Here is a 20,619-nt window from a genome sequence, read left to right as displayed (position 1 = left end):
TTTATTGTATAGGATATAACCGCCTTAGTAAGCGTTTACATAACAGAACGTCAAATATACAGAATCAGTTACAAATATAAAAGGATGAAATACAAAAGCTGCTTCTTAAATACGAAGCAGCTTCTTGAGTTCTTTTGCATATGTACGACTAACAGGTACTTTTGATCCTTCTTTCATAATTAAATTATAAGTAGAATTGAACCACGGCTGGATTTCAGTAATATGATTAATATTTGCAATGAAGCTACGATGTACACGCATAAAACTTGCTTGCGGCAACTTCTTTTCCAAAATCACAAGTGTATCGTGTGTTATATATGTGTCCCTCATTGTTTTTACTGTTACTTTTCCATCCACAAGTCCTACATATATAATATCTTCAATATTCACAAGTACGATTGATTCTTCAATTGGTAATGCTAATTTATGCATATCTGCCGTTACATCTGCCCCTTTTATTTCTTGCTTCGTTTCTATTTGCGACTGCTTTTGTTTTTTATACTTCTTTAATGTTTGTACAATACGTTCTTCATCAAATGGCTTTAAAATATAGTCTAACGCATCTACTTCAAATGCTTGCAGCGCATACTGATCGTATGCAGTAGCAAATACAATTGCAGGTGGATTTTTCATCTTCTTTAATATATTCGCGATTTCAAATCCGTTATCATCAGATAACTGAATGTCTAGGAAAACAATATCTGGTTTGTTTTTCATTAACTCTTCTAATGCGTCCTCTACACAATCAGCCTCACCAATTATCTCAACTTCCTTCGTTCTCTCTAATAAATACTTTAGTTCATCACGTGCTAACATTTCATCATCAACTACTAGTACTTTTAACAATCTGCTCTTCCTCCCCTACTTTTTTCGGAATAACAAAAGTAACCTCTGTCCCCTCATTTAATTCACTTTCAATATGAAGCATCGTTTCTTTCCCAAATAACCCAATAAGACGTTCATTAATATTATATAAAGCTGTTCCAGTCCCTTTCTTTGACGAAACTACCATCTTTCCTAATTGTTCTAAACGTTCTTCCTCAATTCCCTGCCCATTATCTTTTACTTCAAAATGAACCATACCCTCTTTTTCAAAAACATGCACTTCCACTTCGCATACTGGTTGCTTCTTCGGAAAGGCGTGTCGCAACGCATTTTCAACCAATAGTTGAAGAACAAATGGTGGTACTAAAGTTGTCTTTAGCTCATCCTCAATATACACCTTTACTTCATACTTATTTGGAAACCTTGCTTGTTCTAGCGATAAGTATGCTTGGACATGGTTTAATTCTTGTTCTAGTGGAATCAATAACTGACGTGCCCCTTGTAAATTACAACGGAAATACACACTAAGCTGTAATAATAACTTCCTTGCTTTTTCTACATCTGTTCGGCATAAAGCTGATACTGTATTAATCGCATTAAATAAAAAGTGTGGGTTAATTTGTGCTTGTAATGCCTTTATTTCCGCATCTTGCAATAATTTACTTTGCAACTCAGCTTCCCCTAATTCAAGTTGTGTAGAGAATATTTTTGCTAACCCTTCTGCTAATTCCTCTTCCACACGACTTAACTGGTTAGGATTTTTGAAATACAGTTTTAATGTCCCTATCGTATTTCCATGTGAAGTTAGTGGAATAACAATCGCCGCTTGCAAAGGGCATCCTTCATGTTGACAATTAATGACCTCACGTGATTTTGCTTTCATTATTTTTCCTGTGTGTAACACTTCTTTCGACAAACCAGTTATTAAACTATGTGAAGGAATATGGTGATCTGATGCTAATCCAACATGAGCTAATATTTTCTCTGTATCTGTTAAGGATACCGCATCAGTTCCTGTAAAGCGGTGAATAATTTGTGCCACATGCTTACACGATTCTTCTGTTAAGCCTTGGCGAAAATACGGTAACGTTTTATCTGCAATACGTAATACCTTATGAGTCTGAAGTGCCTTTGCATTCTCTTCCTGGCGCAAAATAGCTTGTATCATAGAAAGTAAAATAAAACTTCCAAAGCTATTTACAAGGATCATTGGTATCGCAATTGTCTTCACAATACTCATTCCATCCTCTACAATCAATAAGATCATAATCATTTCTAAAGAAACGATAAACACACTTAAAACCGCTGAAAATTTAGGCGTAATTGTACGATTATACTTTTTGAAAATGTATCCAATATAACCTGTTATAACCCCCGCTAAAATTGAAGAGATTGCACAACTTAGTGCAGTCGTCCCGCCAAGCATATAACGGTGAATACCAGCAATCGATCCTACTCCAATTCCAACGATAGGTCCGCCAAGCAATCCACTAATTCCAACACCCATAATACGTGTATTCGCGATTGTGCTCGATGAAGAAACACCCTGTAGCCAATTTTCATTCATAATCGTATTACCCGCTATTTCAATCCCAGTGTAATTGCTTACAATTGTAAACACCGAAAAAATACAAATAAGCTTAAGCTTATCTACATAACCATCTTGCTTATGAAGGAGGCGCCTAAATGTTTTAATATGCGAAAGTAAAAATCCTAAAATAACAATAAGTCCGACGCGTTCAATCATCATAAGTACTAAATTTAGCATCTGTGATTCATTCCTTTTTATAGTAGTTAGTTTTATTATCGGAAAATAGTGAAGTGGGCGTCAAGAAGAATGAAATACCTTTTGCAATATTTTACACATAACAATTCCCTCTTTATTTGACAATCTAATAGAAGAGTGCTAAAAATAAAGTAATATAATACAGTCCTTTAACCCAACCCCGTGAGGTTGAGAAGGAAGTCGGAATACAATATACGTATGTTCTTTTCTAGGAATACGTATGCTTTTTTGGCCTTCTCATCATATCAGGTGAGAAGGCCTTTTGTTATTCTTCCATAGCGACTGTAGAAGAAAATAAGGAGGAATAATGATGAACGTCACTACTGATGTACAATCAACAACAGAGGAGACGAAAGGGAAAAGATATAAAACATTATTTGGGTCTGCGCTAGGATATGCAGCAGAAGGCTTAGATATGTTGCTCTTATCTTTCGTACTCGTCTACATTTTAAAAGAATTTCATTTAAGCCCTGTTGAAGGTGGGAACTTAACTTTAGCTACTACAATAGGAATGCTAATTGGGTCTTATTTATTTGGATTTATTGCTGACTTATTTGGGCGTATCCGTACGATGGCCTTCACAATCTTACTATTTTCACTCGCGACAGCACTTATTTATTTCGCAACAGATTATTGGCAATTATTAATTCTTCGCTTTTTAGTAGGAATGGGAGTTGGTGGTGAATTCGGAATTGGGATGGCCATCGTAACTGAAACATGGTCGAAAGAAATGCGCGCAAAGGCAACATCTGTTGTGGCACTTGGATGGCAATTCGGCGTACTAGTCGCTTCACTCCTACCAGCATTTATCGTTCCACACTTTGGATGGAGAGCCGTTTTCTTATTTGGACTCATTCCCGCACTACTAGCTGTCTATGTCCGAAAAAGTTTAAGTGAACCGAAAATATGGGAACAAAAACAACGATACAAAAAAGAATTGTTACAAAAAGAAGCTGAAGGTAATTTAACAACTACTGAGGCAGAGCAATTAAAGCAAATGAAAAAGTTCCCACTTCGAAAGCTATTTGCAAATAAAAAAGTAACGCTAACAACAATTGGTCTTATTATTATGTCATTCATCCAGAACTTCGGATACTATGGAATCTTTACATGGATGCCAACTATTTTGGCTAATAAATATAACTACACATTAGCAAAAGCGAGCGGTTGGATGTTCATCTCTACGATTGGCATGCTCATTGGAATTGCAACTTTTGGTATTCTAGCCGATAAAATTGGTCGCCGTAAAACTTTTACAATCTATTATGTTGGTGGTACTATATACTGTCTCATTTACTTCTTCTTATTCACAGATTCAACATTATTGCTATGGGGAAGTGCATTGCTTGGATTCTTTGCAAATGGCATGATGGGAGGATTCGGAGCAATTTTAGCTGAAAACTATCCCGCTGAAGCCCGTTCTACAGCAGAAAACTTTATTTTCGGTACTGGACGTGGTTTAGCTGGCTTTGGACCTGTTATTATCGGATTACTTGCTGCAGGTGGTAATGTAATGGGAGCATTATCTCTTATCTTCATTATCTATCCAATCGGTTTAGTTACAATGCTATTATTTGTCCCAGAGACGAAGGATAAAGTATTAGAATAGATTGAAACTACACAGTGTACGATCTTCCTTCAAGAAAGATAGTTATATAAATAGTAAAGAGGAAGCATCTCTAATGAAATGCTTCCTCTTTTGATATAAAATATACAATTATTTATTTTGATCTACTAGCTTTTTGGAACAAGAAAGAAGTTTGCTCTTCTTCTTTTACAATACCTTGTTTTAATGCTAGTTCCCCTGCCACTTTAGGCGCTAGCCATAGCATTGGGAACAACAGAACAGATACTGGGACAGCTGTTACTACGATGAATGATTGCAATGCATTAATACTTCCCTCACCCATATATAAAAGAATTGCCGCAACTGCTCCCATAATAAGCGACCAAAAAATTCGTAAGCTAATTCTAGGATCTCCGTCTCCAGTCACTGCCATCGAAATCGAATAAGCCATTGAATCTCCTGTTGTCACTACAAATAAAATTGTTAATAAAAGAAATGCCGGTCCAATAATATGAGAGAGTGGCAGTTGCTCTGTAATTGCAATCATAGCTGCCGGCATACCAGATTCACTTAATGCGGTCGATATAGAACCAGGATTCATTAACTCATAAAACACACCTGATCCTCCCAAAATCGTAAACCAAAACGTTGTAATAATAGGTGCAATAATTCCAATTGCAACGATGATTTCTCGAATCGTTCTTCCTCTTGAAATGCGGCTCACTAAAATTGCCATCATTGGTCCATATCCAATAAACCATCCCCAGAAAAAGATTGTCCACGACCCTAACCAACCTGTATCACCACGGTATGTGCTCATTGGAATAAATTCATTTACATAAAATCCAAACGAAGAAACAAATGCATCAATAATAAATCCACCTGGTCCACATAATAATACAAATACCATTAATAAAATCGCTAATTTAACATTTAAATCGCTTATAATTTGAATCCCTTTATTAATTCCTGTTACTGCAGATATAGTAGAAACCGCAACTACACAAATGATAATTGCTAATTGAGTAGTAAACACATCAGGAATATTAAACAACGCTTGTAGACCATAACTTGCTTGTAGCCCTAAAAATCCGATTGGACCAATCGTCCCTGCAGCTACCGCAATAATGGCAAATGCATCAATCATTGTTCCAAGCAAACTCTTTCGCAATTTCTCACCAAAAATAGGATATAAAAGCGTTCGAGGTTTTAACGGCATACCTTTATGATAATGCCCATACATCATAACTACCGCACTGATTGTACCTAAAATCGTCCACGCTAGGAAACCCCAGTGCATATAACTTTGTGCTAAAGCAGGCATTACTGCTTCTTTCGTTCCAGCAGATATACCTTCATGTATCGGCGGCACCGTCATCAAGTGGTACATTGGCTCTGCAGCTGCCCAAAAAACGCCACCTCCGGCAAGTAATGTCGACATAATAATAGCAAGCCACTTTGCCGTACTAATCTCAGGTTTTTCTAATCCCCCAAGTTTAACTCTTCCATATTTCGAGAACGCCATACACATTGCAACAATAAATGTACCAATTAATAAAACTTGCCAGAAGGCACCAAAATATTTAATTGAAGCTGCAAAACTGCTATTAATGACTCCCTCTACATAATTTTTATTTAAAAAAACCGCAATTACAAATAATAAAAGCGAACCACCACTAATAAGAAATACAGGCCAATCCGTTTTTCGACTCTTCATCCTCATTTACACTTCCTCCTTCCTCAGCAATCTAAAAAAACAACTTTATTATGTTTTATTGTTTACACCCAAAACACAATGATTATATAAGCATAATAATTTATCTATTTACTACACACTTATGTTGTCCCTAAAAATATGCTAAATCCCTTATTTAAAAGAAAATTTCTATTCCTCTTACATAAAAAAGCAAAATAAAAGACCTTATATTTCTATAAGGTCTTCGAAACAGAAATTTGATTATAACATAAGGAACTCCTTGGTTCAAAAAGCTCCTTCCAAAAATAACCGAGGGTAAAGGCTTCCATTTGCTACGTAACAGTAGTTAAAAAAAAATTATATTTTTACAGAAAATGCCCTATACTACAAACTATTTATGAAAAAAATTCGGCTTCAAAATTTCATTCGGATACGGTTTATGATAAATATGAGTAGTAGCTGGAGATAATGGCGGAATGAGCCACACCCAATTGCCCGTTACAATACGACCGGAAGCAGCTTCTTGCTTCTCAAATTGCTGAAATTGTTGCGCCGCAGTATGATGGTCAACAATACTGACTCCTTGTTTTTTAAAGGAATGTAAAACAGCCACGTTTAATTCAACTAATGCCTTATCTTTCCATAACGTACCGTTTCTTGATGTATCCAAATCCATCATTTCCGCAACTGCTGGAAGTAAATTATAGCGATCATGATCCGCTAAGTTACGTGCCCCAATCTCTGTTCCCATATACCATCCATTAAACGGAGCTGCTGTATAGGAAATACCGCCAATTTCTAAGCGCATATCTGAAATCATTGGAACCCCGTACCATTTTACTCCAAGTGACGAAATTGGGTATTCTGGGTGTTCAATTGGCACCTCTTTTACTTCTTCTTTCGGAATTTCTTTATATATCGGCGCTTTTCCATCTATAGAAAACACAAGTGGCAATACATCGAAATTCGTACCTTCTCCTTGCCAGCCAAGTTCTTGACAAAAATCTGTAAACACAGCGGAATGAGAGTCACCAATCACTCCCATTTCTGTTTTATATCCTGCATACCGAATCAATTGGTGATTATAAATTCGTATATTATTTTCTTCACCTTGATATTGCTTAAAAATTGTAATGGTCGGTTTCACTTTTCCGTCGTTCGTTGCATATTGAATATGATGAATTAATGCATTATATATACCTTCCTCATCATTTACTTCACGTGCATCTAATATGTGCATCTTACTCCAAAATAGTCTTCCGATACATCGATTACTATTGCGCCATGCCATTCGCGATCCGTGAACAAGTTCTTCAAATGTATGTTCATACGTCCCCGTCTTCTCTATTTCAACTCGAATTTCTTTCATGCGTTCTTCTATGAATTGTTCTTTATTAAGCTCTTTATAGCAAATCGTAATAAAATGACTCGCTTCCTCTATTAATTGCTTCGTTTTACTCATAAGCGATCTCCTTCTATTTCAACAAAACGTTACTACTTTACAGTATAAGCAAAAAGAATAAGAGTCACAAACGAAAGTCGAAGTGTTACTTTTATTGTACTATCTTTCAGAAAATTAAGAGATTACTATTGACTTTCATGAAAAATAGGTGTATTTTTTACTCAGGTAAATTATTTTTACCTAGACCAACTTTTAGAGAGAAAGGAGGAAATGTCATGTCTTCATTTCAATTGCCAAAGCTTTCATATGACTATGATGAACTAGAGCCATATATCGATAGCAATACACTTTCTATTCATCATGGAAAGCACCATGCGACATACGTAAATAATTTGAATGCCGCATTAGAAAACTATTCGGAATTACATAATAAATCTTTAGAAGAGTTACTATGTAATTTAGAAGCTTTACCAAAGGAAATTGTTACAGCTGTCAGAAATAACGGTGGTGGACATTATTGTCATAGTCTTTTTTGGGAAGTAATGAGCCCACGGGGTGGCGGCGAGCCTAATGGAGACGTTGCAAAAGTAATTGATTATTATTTCAATACCTTTGACAACTTAAAAGATCAACTGTCTAAAGCAGCAATTAGCCGTTTTGGAAGTGGTTATGGATGGCTTGTCCTTGATGGTGAAGAACTTACTGTAATGAGTACACCTAATCAAGATACACCTTTGCAAGAAGGAAAAATTCCATTACTTGTCATTGATGTATGGGAACATGCCTATTATTTAAAGTACCAAAATCGTCGCCCAGAATTTGTTACCAACTGGTGGCATACAGTGAACTGGGACCGGGTAAATGAAAAATATTTACAAGCAATTCAATCACAAAAACATTAGTCGTGCGTATAAGGTAAGTTTGGTAATGTAAAATTAGTATTGTCGAAATCCTCCAGAATCCCCCGGATTGCCACCGGGGGATTTATGATCATTTCATTGCATGTATGTAATAACGTAATACTTTTTCTATTTCTATTTTCAACCCTCGGAACGGGAATCCTAATTCATTAGCTTTTCCATTATGTAATGTACAATTAGTCAATTCATTATAAGGTGCTACATGATCTCCTACTTCTTGAATGAGTGATTTTATTCCCGTATTTTCTTCTATAAAATGAATAATTTCCCGAGTAGAAACTACCCCGTTGCTACAAGCATTAATTGGCCCTTCTATATCTTTCATCCCACACCAAGCTAAAAATTCCCCGGCTTCTTCTTCATGTATAAACGACAATTTTCCATCTAGATCATTCACTGCGACAGGTTCTTCTCTCACAATATGTTCAACGTAAAATTGTAACCTTTTCGTATAATCGTTTTCTCCAATAACAACCGGAAAACGAGCTGCAACAACTGGGAATGTTGCTTGTTGAAATACAACGGCTTCGGCTAATCTCTTTCCTTCACCATAATTGAAGTCATTCCTATCTCCATACGCGATTGCATACTCGTACGGATTAAAGTCTTCTTCTGATAAGCTTAGTGCAGGTTCATAGACAGCCATTGAAGATGTCATAACATACTTCTTCGTTTTCCCTCGTAACACTTCACATATTATCTTCGCTGCATTCGAGCTATAGCATAAATTATCGTATACAATATCATAACTTTTATCTGTTAGACGCTCTGTTAGTTGTTTTTCATCTTCTCTATCTACAATAAGTCTTTTTACTCTACTCCCAAAAAAATCTTCCGTAATTCCTCTCGTCGCAATCGTTACATCGTGCCCGTCTTGCAAAAGTGCTTCTACTAAATGTTTACCAAAAAATCTAGTTCCCCCTAGCACCAATACTTTTTTCAACTTTATCATCCCCATTTCGATAAATTGTAAAATACTACCTCTCTATTATAAATGCTAACATATAAAAAGCATGGAACACGTTTAACGATTCCATGCTTTTCTACAAAAAATATATTAACGTACTCGATATTTATAAATACAATAACAGAAGTATAAAATAGAAATTACAGATACATAAACCCATAATTCATATACGAATCCCTCTCCCCATACTCCCATAAAATAAAAGAGTGAAGGTAACGTCAATGTTACCCATGATTGTACGAAGGCAATCCTTCCAAGATATTGATTGATGTTCTTTTTTTGTGTATTTAATACAAAGAATAAATACCAAAGTAATGCCCACATAAACCACGTTAACGCATTCACAACATCGTGGAATTGAACAAATGAAACAACCATATAGAATAAAGCAATAATTGCTACCCAAATGCAGAACCAACCTAAACCGCTACTATCCATTCCTTTTATAAAAGTAACACCTACATATAAATAGGTTAATCCGAATAAGAAAGTAGCTGCATATGAATATACCGTCCAATTACTTTGATCAGAAATCATGATTAAATAGAACGGAATAATAATTTGTAGTGCACCCACAAATAAATTAAAAACACCTGCACTTTTCATCTCTGCTTTTCCTAATATAACAAGACTATTTAAAAATAAAGCTGCACCAGAAAGTAATAATCCTACATAACCCATGTATCCTCATGTGAAAACCTTACATTTTCACACTGTACCCTCCCTATCTTGTAAAAATTACATTATTCCTTATTCTCCTTCTTACTTACAACTCCATACAAAGTTTTTTCGAAAATAAGTCAGACTTCCTACCTTAAAAACAATAAAAAAAATCTCTTCGATACATGTCATACAGTGGTGATATTAATCAAAACGCATCACATAATAAAAACGCTTTCAATAATGCGCAACGCAATCAAAAAGCTAATAGGATTATTTGATTATAAACGCACTTTAACAATGATACAAGTATTGAATAATATATTTTCACTATCTCATTCTACTACTTATTCTCATAAAATATTGTACAATCATATTAATTTAGAAAGGTCTGTTATTTATGCCTTTTCATTATTCAATTCACTTTCCTATTTGCTCAACTGGAGTTTTAACGAGAGAACCCGCTACTGTTTCTGCAGTAGTAAACATTGTAAATCTAGATGTATATTACGAACACCCCATAAATCTAGAGGTTTGGGATTGGTCTAATTATTCTAATCCTGTAAAGTTACCTGTATTAATTGGTGAAAATGCAGAAGTAGAATTCCCATATGTTTTACAAGGCCATCATCTCGCAGTCTTTTATGCTAATTTAGATGAGACTATTGATTTGTATGAAATACGTATTTCTTATCCGGCTCACTCCAATATTATTGCAAATTATTTCGGACGAAGTCTCCCACCATATACAAGTCAAGAAGGAAACACAGTATATCACAAACAACTTGTTCGAATTCATTAATTCCTCCTATTATGTAATAGGTGGTGGTTCGTAATATATTCTTTCTTATGAGAAAATTGTATTACGGACCTAAAAGGCGATAGTACTCCTTAGCAGTTTTTGATTGTTCAAAATCCCCAATTTTGTATAAGGAATAGGCTTGAATCAAAACCTTTAATTTCTTTTAATAAATTTACATATGCTCGTTGAAATTGCTCTTATGTTGCTGGCTGATCATAAAGTGAAACTTTAATCAGTAGCATTTTACGGGTAGTTGATTACCCACCTATATCCTTTCCAATAATTTTCCTTATTTATAACAATACCTTTGTAACACTTTTCAATCTTCATTCACTTACTACTAGGCTATATTAAATGCACTTTCGTTCTAAGACGAGAAATAGAGCGTATACTTAATAATCAATATCTTTACTGACATTGAAAATATTGATTCCTACACGTGTTGCCAGTCAAATATTCCTATAAAACAGCGAACGTTCTTTTCTAGGTTAGCTAATAAACTTAGTAGAAAATGAATATAAAAAATGACCTCTTGCTTTTATGCAAAGGTCATTTTTTTATTTATCATTAAACTTCCAAATAGCCATTTTTATTATTTGATTGCCATCTCCAAGAATCTGCACACATTTCTTCTAATCCACGTTTTGCTTCCCATCCTAGTTCACGTTTTGCCTTTGATGCATCTGCAAAACATATTGCCACATCGCCAGGACGACGCTCTGTAATTTTATAAGGAACCTTTTTTCCTGAAACCCTTTCAAATGCTTCAACCATCTCAAGTACACTATACCCTGTACCTGTGCCCAAATTATAAGCATCTACTCCTGTTGTATTCAGTACTTTCTCTAGCGCTTTTACGTGACCTTTTGCTAAGTCTACAACATGTATGTAGTCACGGATGCCTGTTCCATCTTTCGTTGGGTAGTCATTTCCAAATACACTTAATTCTTTTAGCTTACCTACTGCCACTTGTGTGACATATGGCATTAAGTTATTTGGAATTCCATTTGGATCCTCTCCAATACGTCCACTTTCATGTGCACCAAATGGGTTGAAATAGCGAAGTAACGCGATACTCCATTCTCTATCTGCAAATGCTACATCACGCATAATTTGCTCAATCATTAATTTCGTTTGACCATATGGATTTGTTGCACTTAATGGAAACTCCTCTGTAATCGGTGACGTTTCCGGGATACCATATACAGTTGCGGATGAACTAAAAATCATCTTCTTTACATTATGTTTCTGCATTACTTCACATAGCACTAAAGTGCTCGTAATGTTGTTATGATAATATGTTAATGGAATTGCTACTGATTCCCCTACAGCTTTAAATCCTGCAAAGTGAATAACTGCTTCGATTGCATTTTCTTCAAAAATCGCGTCAAGTGCTTCTTGATTTAAAACATCTTCTTTATAAAACTTAAATTGCTTTCCTGTTATTTCTTTCACTCGATTTATAGATTCTAACGAGCTATTCGAAAGATTATCAACTACTATAATTTCGTAACCGCTATTTAGTAATTCTACACATGTATGACTACCAATATACCCTGCTCCACCTGTTACAAGTATTGCCATAATTATAGTCCTCCATATTTCATTCATTATAAACTTCTCAAAGTATATCACATATTTCTTATCCTATGTTTAATATGCGAACACATAAACTTACATTTTATCCCATAATAATTTTATAACATATACGATTCCAATCAAGTAATAAGAAAAACGCCACATAATTTTTGTTATGTGGCGTTTTTCTTATTAAATTACGTAACAATATACACTTAGAAAATGTGCAAGACTACCTAATAATACAAAAACGTGAAAAATTTCATGATGTCCCATATATTTAAACTCTAGCCATTTTGGCTTTGTTCCATAAATAAATCCACCAATTGTATAAAAAATGCCCCCAAGTACTAAGAAAACAATGCCTCCTGTACTTAAATTCTCAGCTAACGGTGCAAAGAATAAAACAATTAACCAACCCATCGTAATATAAATTGCTGTCGATAACCATCTTGGACAATTAAACCAAAACATTTTAAACACAATGCCACAAATCGCAGTTGCATAGACTAAACAAAATAATAGCAAACCACTTGCTGAATTTAATGTAATTAAGCAAAAGGGTGCATATGTACCTGCAATTAATATAAAAATCATAGAATGATCTAGCTTCCTAAAGAAGTAAATAACACGTTCATTGGCCACAACACTATGATATACAGCTGATGCCGTATAAAGGACCATCATTCCAATCCCAAACAAAATAACAGCTGTAATTGCAGCAAATGATGGCATCTTGATAGAAACTTTCACAAGCATAGCTAATAAGGCAATAAATGATAATATCGCTCCACCTAAGTGAGTAAATGCATTAACTGGTTCCCTTACGTAAGCATTCATAATAACACCCCTCATATAATTACATGTAGTTTTAATAACTACGTGTAATTATATACACATTTCTTTTTAAGGTCAACATTTACAATTTATTTGTTTCGTAATACCATATTTAAGGATGTATTAGACATTAAGTTCCACTAAGTTATAAAAGTGAGGGATTCTACGTGGAAAATATAAATGAATTACTTGAGACATTGCATTTAGAAAAAAATATTAAACTTGAGGATATTCCAAATGTCGACTTATATGTAGATCAAGTTGTCCAACTATTTGAGAATACTTATGCAGATACAACGAGAACGGATGATGAAAAAGTATTAACAAAAACGATGATTAATAATTACGCAAAAGGGAAACTATTCATCCCTATCAAAAATAAAAAGTATTCAAAAGAGCATATGATTTTAATTAGCTTAATTTATCAATTAAAAGGTGCTCTTTCCATTAACGACATAAAAAGTTCATTAGAAACTATAAATGACTCCTTATTAAATGATGATTCATTCGAATTAAATACGTTATACAAAAATTATCTTGCTCTTACTGAAAGCAATGTCGAAAGCTTTAAACAAGACGTAAATAACCGTGTTACAGAAGTAAATGAGATTTCTTCCTTAGAAGACACAAAGCTAGAAAAATTTCTACTACTAACATCCTTCGTGACTATGAGTAATATGTATAGACGTTTAGCGGAGCAACTAGTGGATGATTTAAAAGAATCATAAATAAAAACTATCCACCTATTAAAGTGGATAGTTTTTATTTACTTAATTGCTTCATGAACTTTTAGTTGTTTCCCTTTAATCGTTGTAGTCTTCATGACTTTCAAGACAAGTGGTCCTTTTCCATTTAATATTTCAACGTAAGAAACATTATCTTGTATCGTAATAATGCCTATATCTTCTGCTGTAATACCTTTAATTTTAGCGATTGTACCGACGAAATCTACCGCCCTAATTTTCTTTTTCTTCCCGCCATTAAAGTAAAGCTTCATAATGCCTTTGTTGATGTCTGCATTTTTATCTTTCTTTATAATTGGTTTCGCATGTATCTTTTCTTCAAATGCAGCTTTCCCTTTCATAACTTCTTCTTTTGAAGGTCCAATTGCCTTTGGAATTTCAAAGCCAATATACTCCTCAATCTCTTCTAAAAATCTATTTTCATATGGTGTTATAAATGTAATAGCTTTTCCACTATTTCCAGCTCGTCCCGTTCTTCCAGTACGATGTACATAGCTTTCTTTTTCAAGTGGAATATCATAATTAATAACATGTGTAATATTATCAATATCAATTCCCCTCGCAGCCACGTCTGTTGCTACTAAATAACGAAATTTTCCTTTTCTAAAATCATCCATGACTTCAAAACGATCTTCTTGTACCATACCACCATGTATTTTGTCACAAGGATAGTTAGCTCGTTTTAATTGTCTATATACATGATCTACATTTTCTTGTGTACGGCAGAAAATAATACAGCTATCAGGATTCTCAATCGTTGTTACATCTTTAAGTAGTGAAAGCTTCTCGTCTTCTATCGCCTCAAAAAGAGTATGTTCAATTTTATCCGTCGTAATCCCAGCCGCTTTAATTTCAATATGAGTTGGTGCATTCATATATGTACGTGATAACCTTTCAACATCTTCCGGTAAAGTTGCTGAAAATAGCATTGTCATTCTATTTGTAGGTAATTCATCAATAATTGCCTCTACTTGATCGATAAAGCCCATGTTTAGCATTTCATCCGCTTCATCAATCACTAAATATTTTAATCGCTCTAAAGAAAGGGTCCCTTTTTCAATATGATCCAATACACGCCCTGGAGTCCCTACTACAATATGCGTCTTTTGCTTTAACTCTAATTTTTGACGTGCAAATGGGGATTTACCATAAATTGCGGCGGCTTTAATTCTTTTGAATCGCCCTATATTTGTAATATCTTCTTTCACCTGTACCGCAAGCTCTCTCGTTGGTGTTAAAACTAATGCTTGTGGTTTATTCTCTGCCCACTCCACCATTTCACAAAGTGGAATACCAAATGAAGCTGTTTTTCCACTTCCCGTCTGGGACTTCACAACAAGATCCTTCTTTTGTAATGCGACTGGAATAACCTTACCTTGTACTTCTGTTGGATGATCATACCCTAAGCCAGTAAGTGCCCTTACAATTTCTTTACTTAATTTATACTCAAAAAACCCTTTTTTACTCATATATTAACCTCATTTTATTCTGTATTATTTTCTTTTTTATCTTTTGTATACGTTACTATCGCCCTACTTATTATACTTGAAACCTCACATAAAAAGATGGATTATGCCAGATTCATCTTTTTACATAGAAATAAACCTTATCATTTCATATATTGTTCAACTACTTGATAACATCTTTTGCTCGTATTGTTAGCATTAACCTTTTCATAGAATCCTACATCCACTCAAAAAAAATAAAAAGAATACATACATCCTTGTATAATTATCTTAATTTTTCAACCTTTTTTATAGACGAACAATATAAAACAAAAAACATTTTAAATTCGTTTTTAACGTTGTTTTTTACATATAAAATCTACTTTTTAAAAAAACGTTAAGAAATCCTTTGACTTTTTAATGAAAACAATGTAAATTATCATATGGACGAACATTTTTGATTAATAAAAATAAAATATTCGTATTTTAGGGGTGTAAATGATGGAAAACGTATTCGACTATGAAGATATTCAATTAATTCCTGCAAAATGTATTGTGAACAGCCGCTCTGAATGTGATACAACTGTCACTTTAGGTAAACATAAATTTAAATTACCTGTCGTACCTGCAAATATGCAAACGATTATTGATGAAAGAATTGCAACTTATTTAGCTGAAAATAATTACTTCTATATCATGCATCGTTTCCAACCAGAGAAACGAATCTCATTCATTAGAGATATGCAATCACGTGGATTAATCGCTTCTATTAGCGTTGGTGTAAAAGAAGACGAGTATGAATTCGTACAACAATTAGCTGCTGAGCACCTTACGCCTGAATACATCACGATTGATATCGCACATGGACATTCTAATGCTGTAATCAACATGATTCAACATATTAAAAAGCATTTACCAGAAAGCTTCGTTATCGCTGGAAACGTTGGAACTCCAGAAGCGGTAAGAGAATTAGAAAACGCTGGTGCTGACGCAACAAAAGTTGGTATTGGACCTGGTAAAGTTTGTATTACTAAAATTAAAACAGGCTTTGGAACTGGTGGTTGGCAGCTAGCTGCACTTCGCTGGTGTGCAAAAGCTGCAAGTAAGCCAATTATCGCTGACGGTGGTATTCGTACACATGGCGACGTAGCTAAATCTATTCGATTTGGGGCGACTATGGTTATGATCGGTTCTCTATTCGCTGGTCATGAAGAGTCTCCAGGGGAAACAATCGAAAAAGACGGCAAACTTTATAAAGAGTACTTCGGTTCAGCTTCTGAATTCCAAAAAGGTGAGAAGAAAAACGTTGAAGGTAAGAAAATGTTCGTTGAGCATAAAGGTTCTTTAGAAGACACTTTAATCGAAATGGAACAAGATCTTCAATCTTCTATCTCTTACGCTGGTGGAACAAAATTAGACTCCATTCGTACTGTAGATTATGTAGTCGTAAAAAACTCTATTTTCAACGGTGATAAAGTATATTAATTTTTAAACTTAACTCGAAGGACAAGCAGTTTTATGCTTGTCCTTTTTCATATATAGAAATGTAAAATATTTTCATTTTACTGAATTTTCTAGTATCATATTTTTAGATACTTATAATAAGGGGGATATAATATATGAAAGATGTAATTGAGAAACGCTATATTCGTGCAGAAGTTCCTACTGAATTAACATGGGACCTCTCTGATTTATACGAATCTGATAAAGAGTGGGAAACTGCATTACGTGTATTAACAGGTGATATAAAAAAACTTGATGCGTTTAAAGGACAATTACACAATAGCCCTACCACCTTATTACATTGCCTACTTTTAGAAGAAGAGCTTTTAATGAAGTTAACAAAACTATATTCATATGCAAATTTAAAAGAATCTACTGATCGTACAAATCCAGTTATTCAAGCGAACTCTTCCAAAATTGCCGCTTTATGGACGAAAGTACATACGGCGCTATCCTTTATTCATAATGAAATTCTCTCATTAGAAGAAGGCACAATTGAAAAATATTTAACGGAAGAAACAAAACTTGAACCTTTCCGTAAATCGTTACTAGACATATTACAAAAAAGGCCGCACACGCTCTCTCCTGAAACTGAAGAAGCACTTGCTGCACTTGGCGAAGTACATAGTTCTCCATACAAAATTTACGGTATGACTAAATTAGCCGATATGGATTTTAACTCCATACAAGATGAACAAGGAAATGAACTCCCTGTGTCGTTTGCATTATTGGAAAGCAAATATGAGTTTTCTCCAAGCGCAGACATACGTAGGAAAGCATACTCATCATTTGTTTCCACCTTGAAACGATATAAGAATACAGTGGCAACAACATATGCGACTGAAGTAAAAAAACAAGTAACACTCTCTCGCTTACGCAAATTTGAATCTGTTACTCATATGCTTTTGGAACCTCAAAAAGTTCCACTTGAAATGTATAACAATCAACTCGATATTATTTATAAAGAATTGGCGCCTCATATGCGACGTTTTGCAGATTTAAAAAAGAAAGTATTAGGACTCGATGAAATGCTGTTCTGCGACTTACACGCACCTTTAGATCCCGAATTTAATCCGACAATTACTTACGAAGAAGCTGGAAAACTTATTCAAGACTCTTTACAAGTACTCGGGGATGAATATAGTTCCATTATCGAAAAAGGATTCAAAGAAAGATGGGTCGACCTTGCAGATAACGTAGGCAAGTCAACTGGAGCATTTTGTTCAAGTCCATATGGTTCTCATCCGTACATTTTAATTACATGGCAAAATACGATGCGCGGCTGTTTCACATTGGCTCATGAATTTGGGCATGCTGGTCATTTTTATTTAGCAAATAAAAACCAGCGTATTATGAATGTACGTCCATCTATGTACTTCGTTGAAGCACCATCTACAATGAATGAATTACTATTAGCCCAGCATTTATTAGCGACGAATGACGATAAGAGAATGCGTAGATGGGTGATCCTGCAACTACTCGGCACATATTATCATAACTTTGTTACTCACTTACTTGAGGGAGAATATCAAAGAAGAGTATACAGCCTAGCAGAAGAAGGTGGAGCACTTACAGCTACAACTTTAACTGAAATAAAAGCAAATGTACTTTCAACATTCTGGGGAGATTCCGTAAAAATTGATGAAGGTGCTGGATTAACTTGGATGCGTCAACCTCATTATTATATGGGCTTATATTCTTACACGTATTCCGCAGGCCTCACTGCATCTACTGCGGTGGCTCAAATGATTAAAGAAGAAGGACAACCTGCTGTTGATCGCTGGTTAGATGTACTTCGCGCTGGTGGTACGATGAAACCACTGGAATTAATGAAACATGCTGGAGTCGATATGTCAAAACCAGATACAATCCGCAGAGCTGTTTCTTACGTTGGTTCCTTAATTGATGAATTAGAAAGCTCTTATCAAGAATAAAGTGAAACTTTAATCAGTGGGGGCCATCCCCCACTGATTATTAGCCCTCACCAATCGGGCTTTTACGGACAGTTGATTCCCTACCTAACTTCTTTGCTTCCGCTGAATTTTGAGGTAGGAATCTTACTGCCCGGCAAATAGCGGGATAAAAAATAAGCCCTCGCTTTATGAGGGCTTATTTCATGTTTACTTTCCAAATCTTTTACGGTATCCACATTTTCTACATAGCTCTTCAACTGCAACTCTTCTGGAAAATCCATCAACAATGTTTGTTGCTCTTTCGCCTTCTATAATGTTAGAGAATGAATCATTATTAATATTTCCAAGGTTAATAATCCCTTCACCATCTAAACAACAAGGAATAACCGTTCCGTTCGCTAAAATACCAGCTTGATTTCGAAGCCCATGACAGAATCCTTTTCCATCATCCTCTTCTTCATGCAATGCTGGCCACTGGAATTCATAGTCTTGATTAATAAAGACACGTTCCGCAATTTTTATACCTTTTCCTGGTGTAAGCTTCTCTTCAATTTGATAAGATAAATTAAACTCATTTTCAATGATAGATAATAACTCTCTATTCTTCTGGATTTCAGCATTTGTTTTATTATCCTGCGTTAAGTTCCATAATCTAAGTGAAACGATTAAATCCGATTGACTTGTCGCCTCTCTAATGAAGGAAAGTATACTTCTTACATACCCCTCTTTGTCTTGTGAACCTGGGTGCCCATCAAAACTATGCAGTGAAAAATTCATTTGTCTTAAAGCAGGCTTATTTAACAATCTATGCCTTCTCTTATTAATTAACGTTCCGTTCGTTGTAATATTAACTTTAAACCCTTTTTCATGGCTTAAATCTAACAATTGATCTATTTTTGGATGCAGCAACGGCTCACCCTTCACGTGCAAATAAATGTAGTCTGTGTGTGGTTTAATTTGGTCTAATCTTTTCGCAAAATCCTCCACAGAAATGAATTGCTTCTGTCTTTCCGTCGGCGGACAAAAGCTGCACGCAAGATTACATACACTCGTAATCTCCAAGTAAAATTTCTTAAACTTCTTCACCTTTAACTCCTCACTTCTATGACTACTTATACTTTTTCCTCTTCATATTACAGCATACTTTTTTAGAAATAGAAACATACTTATTTTAGGAAATATAGAAAACGGCCACATCTGTAGCCGTTTGAATGTACTATTACTATTTATGATACGGTTCTCCACGATTAATCCGAAACGCCCTATACACTTGCTCAAGCAATACTAATCGCATTAATTGATGTGGTAACGTCATCTTTGAAAAAGAAAGAGATTCATTTGAACGCTTCATTACTTCTGAACTTAGTCCAAGTGATCCGCCAATTACAAAGGCAACTTTACTCTTCCCATATGTAGCAAGACGATCTAAGCTTACTGCAAATTCTTCTGATGATTTTTGCTTTCCTTCTATCGCTAACGCAATGACATGCGTATCATCAGAAATTTTATCTAGTATACGTATACCTTCTTTTTCTTTTACAATTAACATTTCTGCTTCACTTAAATTTTCTGGTGCCTTTTCATCTGGCAATTCAATTACTTCTACTTTTGCGTATGCAGATAATCGTTTTAAGTATTCTGCTATACCTTGTTTTAAATATTTTTCTTTTAATTTCCCAATTGAAATAATCGAGATATTCACACGTATTCCCCACCTTACAAACATGTTATCCACATAACTTATCCACATATCCACAATTGTTACCCACATATTGTGTGAGAATCTGTGTTCGATACAACATATGTCGCCTCATTTTGACAAAATTCACATGTTTTTTTCTCTTTTTCTGAGTTATCCACATTGTTAATAACTGGCGCGACTTCACACTCATCCACAATAATATCTAAAGCTAATTCAACATGTTCTAAACAACAAGGTAAGTTCATATTCTTCACCTCACTTTTCTACAATAGA

General features: G+C 34.8%; 18 protein-coding genes. 6 read left to right on the top strand and 12 right to left on the bottom strand.

Annotated features, from left to right (window positions below; translation table 11 throughout):
- Positions 1-105: 105 nt before the first annotated feature.
- Positions 106-846 (bottom strand): LytR/AlgR family response regulator transcription factor, encoded by a 741-nt coding sequence (locus QCI47_RS00265; RefSeq protein ID WP_000921833.1) that lies wholly within the window; start codon positions 844-846, stop codon positions 106-108.
- On the bottom strand, positions 824-2,593 hold the full coding sequence (lytS, locus tag QCI47_RS00260) for a two-component system sensor histidine kinase LytS (RefSeq protein ID WP_000933576.1): 1,770 nt from the start codon (positions 2,591-2,593) through the stop codon (positions 824-826). Before lytS ends, QCI47_RS00265 begins: the two co-directional genes overlap by 23 nt.
- Positions 2,594-2,921: 328 nt before the next feature.
- On the opposite strand from lytS, the gene QCI47_RS00255 reads away from it, so the two are divergent.
- On the top strand, positions 2,922-4,220 hold the full coding sequence (locus QCI47_RS00255; RefSeq protein WP_001103440.1) for an MFS transporter: 1,299 nt from the start codon (positions 2,922-2,924) through the stop codon (positions 4,218-4,220).
- Between the two features lie 112 nt (positions 4,221-4,332).
- Here the strand turns inward: QCI47_RS00255 and QCI47_RS00250 are convergent, their stop codons facing one another.
- Both QCI47_RS00250 and QCI47_RS00245 read right to left on the bottom strand, forming a co-directional pair.
- Positions 4,333-5,901, bottom strand: a complete 1,569-nt coding sequence (locus QCI47_RS00250; RefSeq protein WP_071742901.1) for a BCCT family transporter — start codon at positions 5,899-5,901, stop codon at positions 4,333-4,335.
- Between the two features lie 364 nt (positions 5,902-6,265).
- Entirely contained in the window at positions 6,266-7,336 is a 1,071-nt protein-coding gene (locus QCI47_RS00245) for a nitric oxide synthase oxygenase (protein ID WP_071742903.1), read from the bottom strand.
- 215 nt (positions 7,337-7,551) lie between these two features.
- On the opposite strand from QCI47_RS00245, the gene sodA reads away from it, so the two are divergent.
- Positions 7,552-8,178: a superoxide dismutase [Mn] gene (gene sodA, locus QCI47_RS00240; protein ID WP_000094046.1), complete on the top strand. Its 627-nt coding sequence runs from the start codon at positions 7,552-7,554 to the stop codon at positions 8,176-8,178.
- Positions 8,179-8,266: 88 nt separating this feature from the next.
- Here the strand turns inward: sodA and QCI47_RS00235 are convergent, their stop codons facing one another.
- Together QCI47_RS00235 and QCI47_RS00230 are read right to left on the bottom strand one after the other, a co-directional pair.
- Positions 8,267-9,148, bottom strand: coding sequence for an NAD-dependent epimerase/dehydratase family protein (locus QCI47_RS00235; RefSeq protein ID WP_061131964.1), 882 nt, complete (start codon positions 9,146-9,148; stop codon positions 8,267-8,269).
- Between the two features lie 105 nt (positions 9,149-9,253).
- Entirely contained in the window at positions 9,254-9,844 is a 591-nt protein-coding gene (locus QCI47_RS00230) for an AmiS/UreI family transporter (RefSeq protein ID WP_000542569.1), read from the bottom strand.
- Positions 9,845-10,223: 379 nt separating this feature from the next.
- Here QCI47_RS00230 and QCI47_RS00225 point away from each other — a divergent pair, with 379 nt between their 5' ends.
- Positions 10,224-10,625: a hypothetical protein gene (locus QCI47_RS00225; protein WP_071742905.1), complete on the top strand. Its 402-nt coding sequence runs from the start codon at positions 10,224-10,226 to the stop codon at positions 10,623-10,625.
- A 567-nt stretch (positions 10,626-11,192) separates the two neighbouring features.
- Here the strand turns inward: QCI47_RS00225 and galE are convergent.
- Both galE and trhA read right to left on the bottom strand, forming a co-directional pair.
- Positions 11,193-12,209: a UDP-glucose 4-epimerase GalE gene (gene galE / locus QCI47_RS00215; RefSeq protein ID WP_309422509.1), complete on the bottom strand. Its 1,017-nt coding sequence runs from the start codon at positions 12,207-12,209 to the stop codon at positions 11,193-11,195.
- Positions 12,210-12,395: 186 nt separating this feature from the next.
- Positions 12,396-13,043, bottom strand: a complete 648-nt coding sequence (gene trhA, locus QCI47_RS00210; protein WP_000995364.1) for a PAQR family membrane homeostasis protein TrhA — start codon at positions 13,041-13,043, stop codon at positions 12,396-12,398.
- Positions 13,044-13,207: 164 nt separating this feature from the next.
- Between trhA and QCI47_RS00205 the strand changes: the two genes are divergently transcribed.
- Positions 13,208-13,768: a DUF1836 domain-containing protein gene (locus tag QCI47_RS00205; protein ID WP_000427879.1), complete on the top strand. Its 561-nt coding sequence runs from the start codon at positions 13,208-13,210 to the stop codon at positions 13,766-13,768.
- A gap of 38 nt (positions 13,769-13,806) precedes the next feature.
- Here the strand turns inward: QCI47_RS00205 and QCI47_RS00200 are convergent, their stop codons facing one another.
- On the bottom strand, positions 13,807-15,252 hold the full coding sequence (locus QCI47_RS00200) for a DEAD/DEAH box helicase (protein WP_061131925.1): 1,446 nt from the start codon (positions 15,250-15,252) through the stop codon (positions 13,807-13,809).
- 477 nt (positions 15,253-15,729) lie between these two features.
- Here QCI47_RS00200 and guaC point away from each other — a divergent pair, with 477 nt between their 5' ends.
- Positions 15,730-16,713 (top strand): GMP reductase, encoded by a 984-nt coding sequence (gene guaC / locus QCI47_RS00195; protein ID WP_000432434.1) that lies wholly within the window; start codon positions 15,730-15,732, stop codon positions 16,711-16,713.
- A 134-nt stretch (positions 16,714-16,847) separates the two neighbouring features.
- Positions 16,848-18,665: an oligoendopeptidase F gene (gene pepF, locus QCI47_RS00190; protein ID WP_353811666.1), complete on the top strand. Its 1,818-nt coding sequence runs from the start codon at positions 16,848-16,850 to the stop codon at positions 18,663-18,665.
- 186 nt (positions 18,666-18,851) lie between these two features.
- Here pepF and QCI47_RS00185 read toward each other — a convergent pair whose 3' ends face one another.
- The 3 genes from QCI47_RS00185 to QCI47_RS00175 form a co-directional block, all read right to left on the bottom strand.
- The gene (locus QCI47_RS00185; protein ID WP_000713636.1) at positions 18,852-19,730 is read right to left on the bottom strand and encodes a radical SAM/SPASM domain-containing protein; all 879 of its coding nucleotides are present in this window, start codon (positions 19,728-19,730) and stop codon (positions 18,852-18,854) included.
- A gap of 136 nt (positions 19,731-19,866) precedes the next feature.
- Positions 19,867-20,346 carry a 23S rRNA (pseudouridine(1915)-N(3))-methyltransferase RlmH gene (gene rlmH, locus QCI47_RS00180; RefSeq protein WP_001027003.1) on the bottom strand — a complete coding sequence of 160 codons (480 nt, stop codon included), beginning with the start codon at positions 20,344-20,346 and terminating at the stop codon, positions 19,867-19,869.
- 59 nt (positions 20,347-20,405) lie between these two features.
- Complete coding sequence (locus QCI47_RS00175) at positions 20,406-20,591, bottom strand: CxxH/CxxC protein (RefSeq protein ID WP_001052827.1); 186 nt, start codon at positions 20,589-20,591, stop codon at positions 20,406-20,408.
- Between the last annotated feature and the right edge of the window lie 28 nt (positions 20,592-20,619).

It is taken from the genome of Bacillus cereus group sp. RP29, assembly GCF_040459765.1.
Taxonomy (GTDB): Bacteria; Bacillota; Bacilli; order Bacillales; family Bacillaceae_G; genus Bacillus_A; species Bacillus_A paranthracis.
Note: the sequence above shows the minus strand (reverse complement) of the source record. Positions and strands in the feature narration are given on the sequence as shown.

Excerpts from the sequence above, each read along its gene's own strand:
- lytS (WP_000933576.1), bottom strand. The coding sequence starts at position 2,593 with ATGCTAAATTTAGTACTTATGATGATTGAACGCGTCGGACTTATTGTT.
- QCI47_RS00255 (WP_001103440.1), top strand. The coding sequence starts at position 2,922 with ATGAACGTCACTACTGATGTACAATCAACAACAGAGGAGACGAAAGGG.
- QCI47_RS00250 (WP_071742901.1), bottom strand. The coding sequence starts at position 5,901 with ATGAGGATGAAGAGTCGAAAAACGGATTGGCCTGTATTTCTTATTAGT.
- QCI47_RS00245 (WP_071742903.1), bottom strand. The coding sequence starts at position 7,336 with ATGAGTAAAACGAAGCAATTAATAGAGGAAGCGAGTCATTTTATTACG.
- sodA (WP_000094046.1), top strand. The coding sequence starts at position 7,552 with ATGTCTTCATTTCAATTGCCAAAGCTTTCATATGACTATGATGAACTA.
- QCI47_RS00235 (WP_061131964.1), bottom strand. The coding sequence starts at position 9,148 with ATGATAAAGTTGAAAAAAGTATTGGTGCTAGGGGGAACTAGATTTTTT.
- QCI47_RS00230 (WP_000542569.1), bottom strand. The coding sequence starts at position 9,844 with ATGGGTTATGTAGGATTATTACTTTCTGGTGCAGCTTTATTTTTAAAT.
- QCI47_RS00225 (WP_071742905.1), top strand. The coding sequence starts at position 10,224 with ATGCCTTTTCATTATTCAATTCACTTTCCTATTTGCTCAACTGGAGTT.
- galE (WP_309422509.1), bottom strand. The coding sequence starts at position 12,209 with ATGGCAATACTTGTAACAGGTGGAGCAGGGTATATTGGTAGTCATACA.
- trhA (WP_000995364.1), bottom strand. The coding sequence starts at position 13,043 with ATGAATGCTTACGTAAGGGAACCAGTTAATGCATTTACTCACTTAGGT.
- QCI47_RS00200 (WP_061131925.1), bottom strand. The coding sequence starts at position 15,252 with ATGAGTAAAAAAGGGTTTTTTGAGTATAAATTAAGTAAAGAAATTGTA.
- guaC (WP_000432434.1), top strand. The coding sequence starts at position 15,730 with ATGGAAAACGTATTCGACTATGAAGATATTCAATTAATTCCTGCAAAA.
- pepF (WP_353811666.1), top strand. The coding sequence starts at position 16,848 with ATGAAAGATGTAATTGAGAAACGCTATATTCGTGCAGAAGTTCCTACT.
- QCI47_RS00175 (WP_001052827.1), bottom strand. The coding sequence starts at position 20,591 with ATGAACTTACCTTGTTGTTTAGAACATGTTGAATTAGCTTTAGATATT.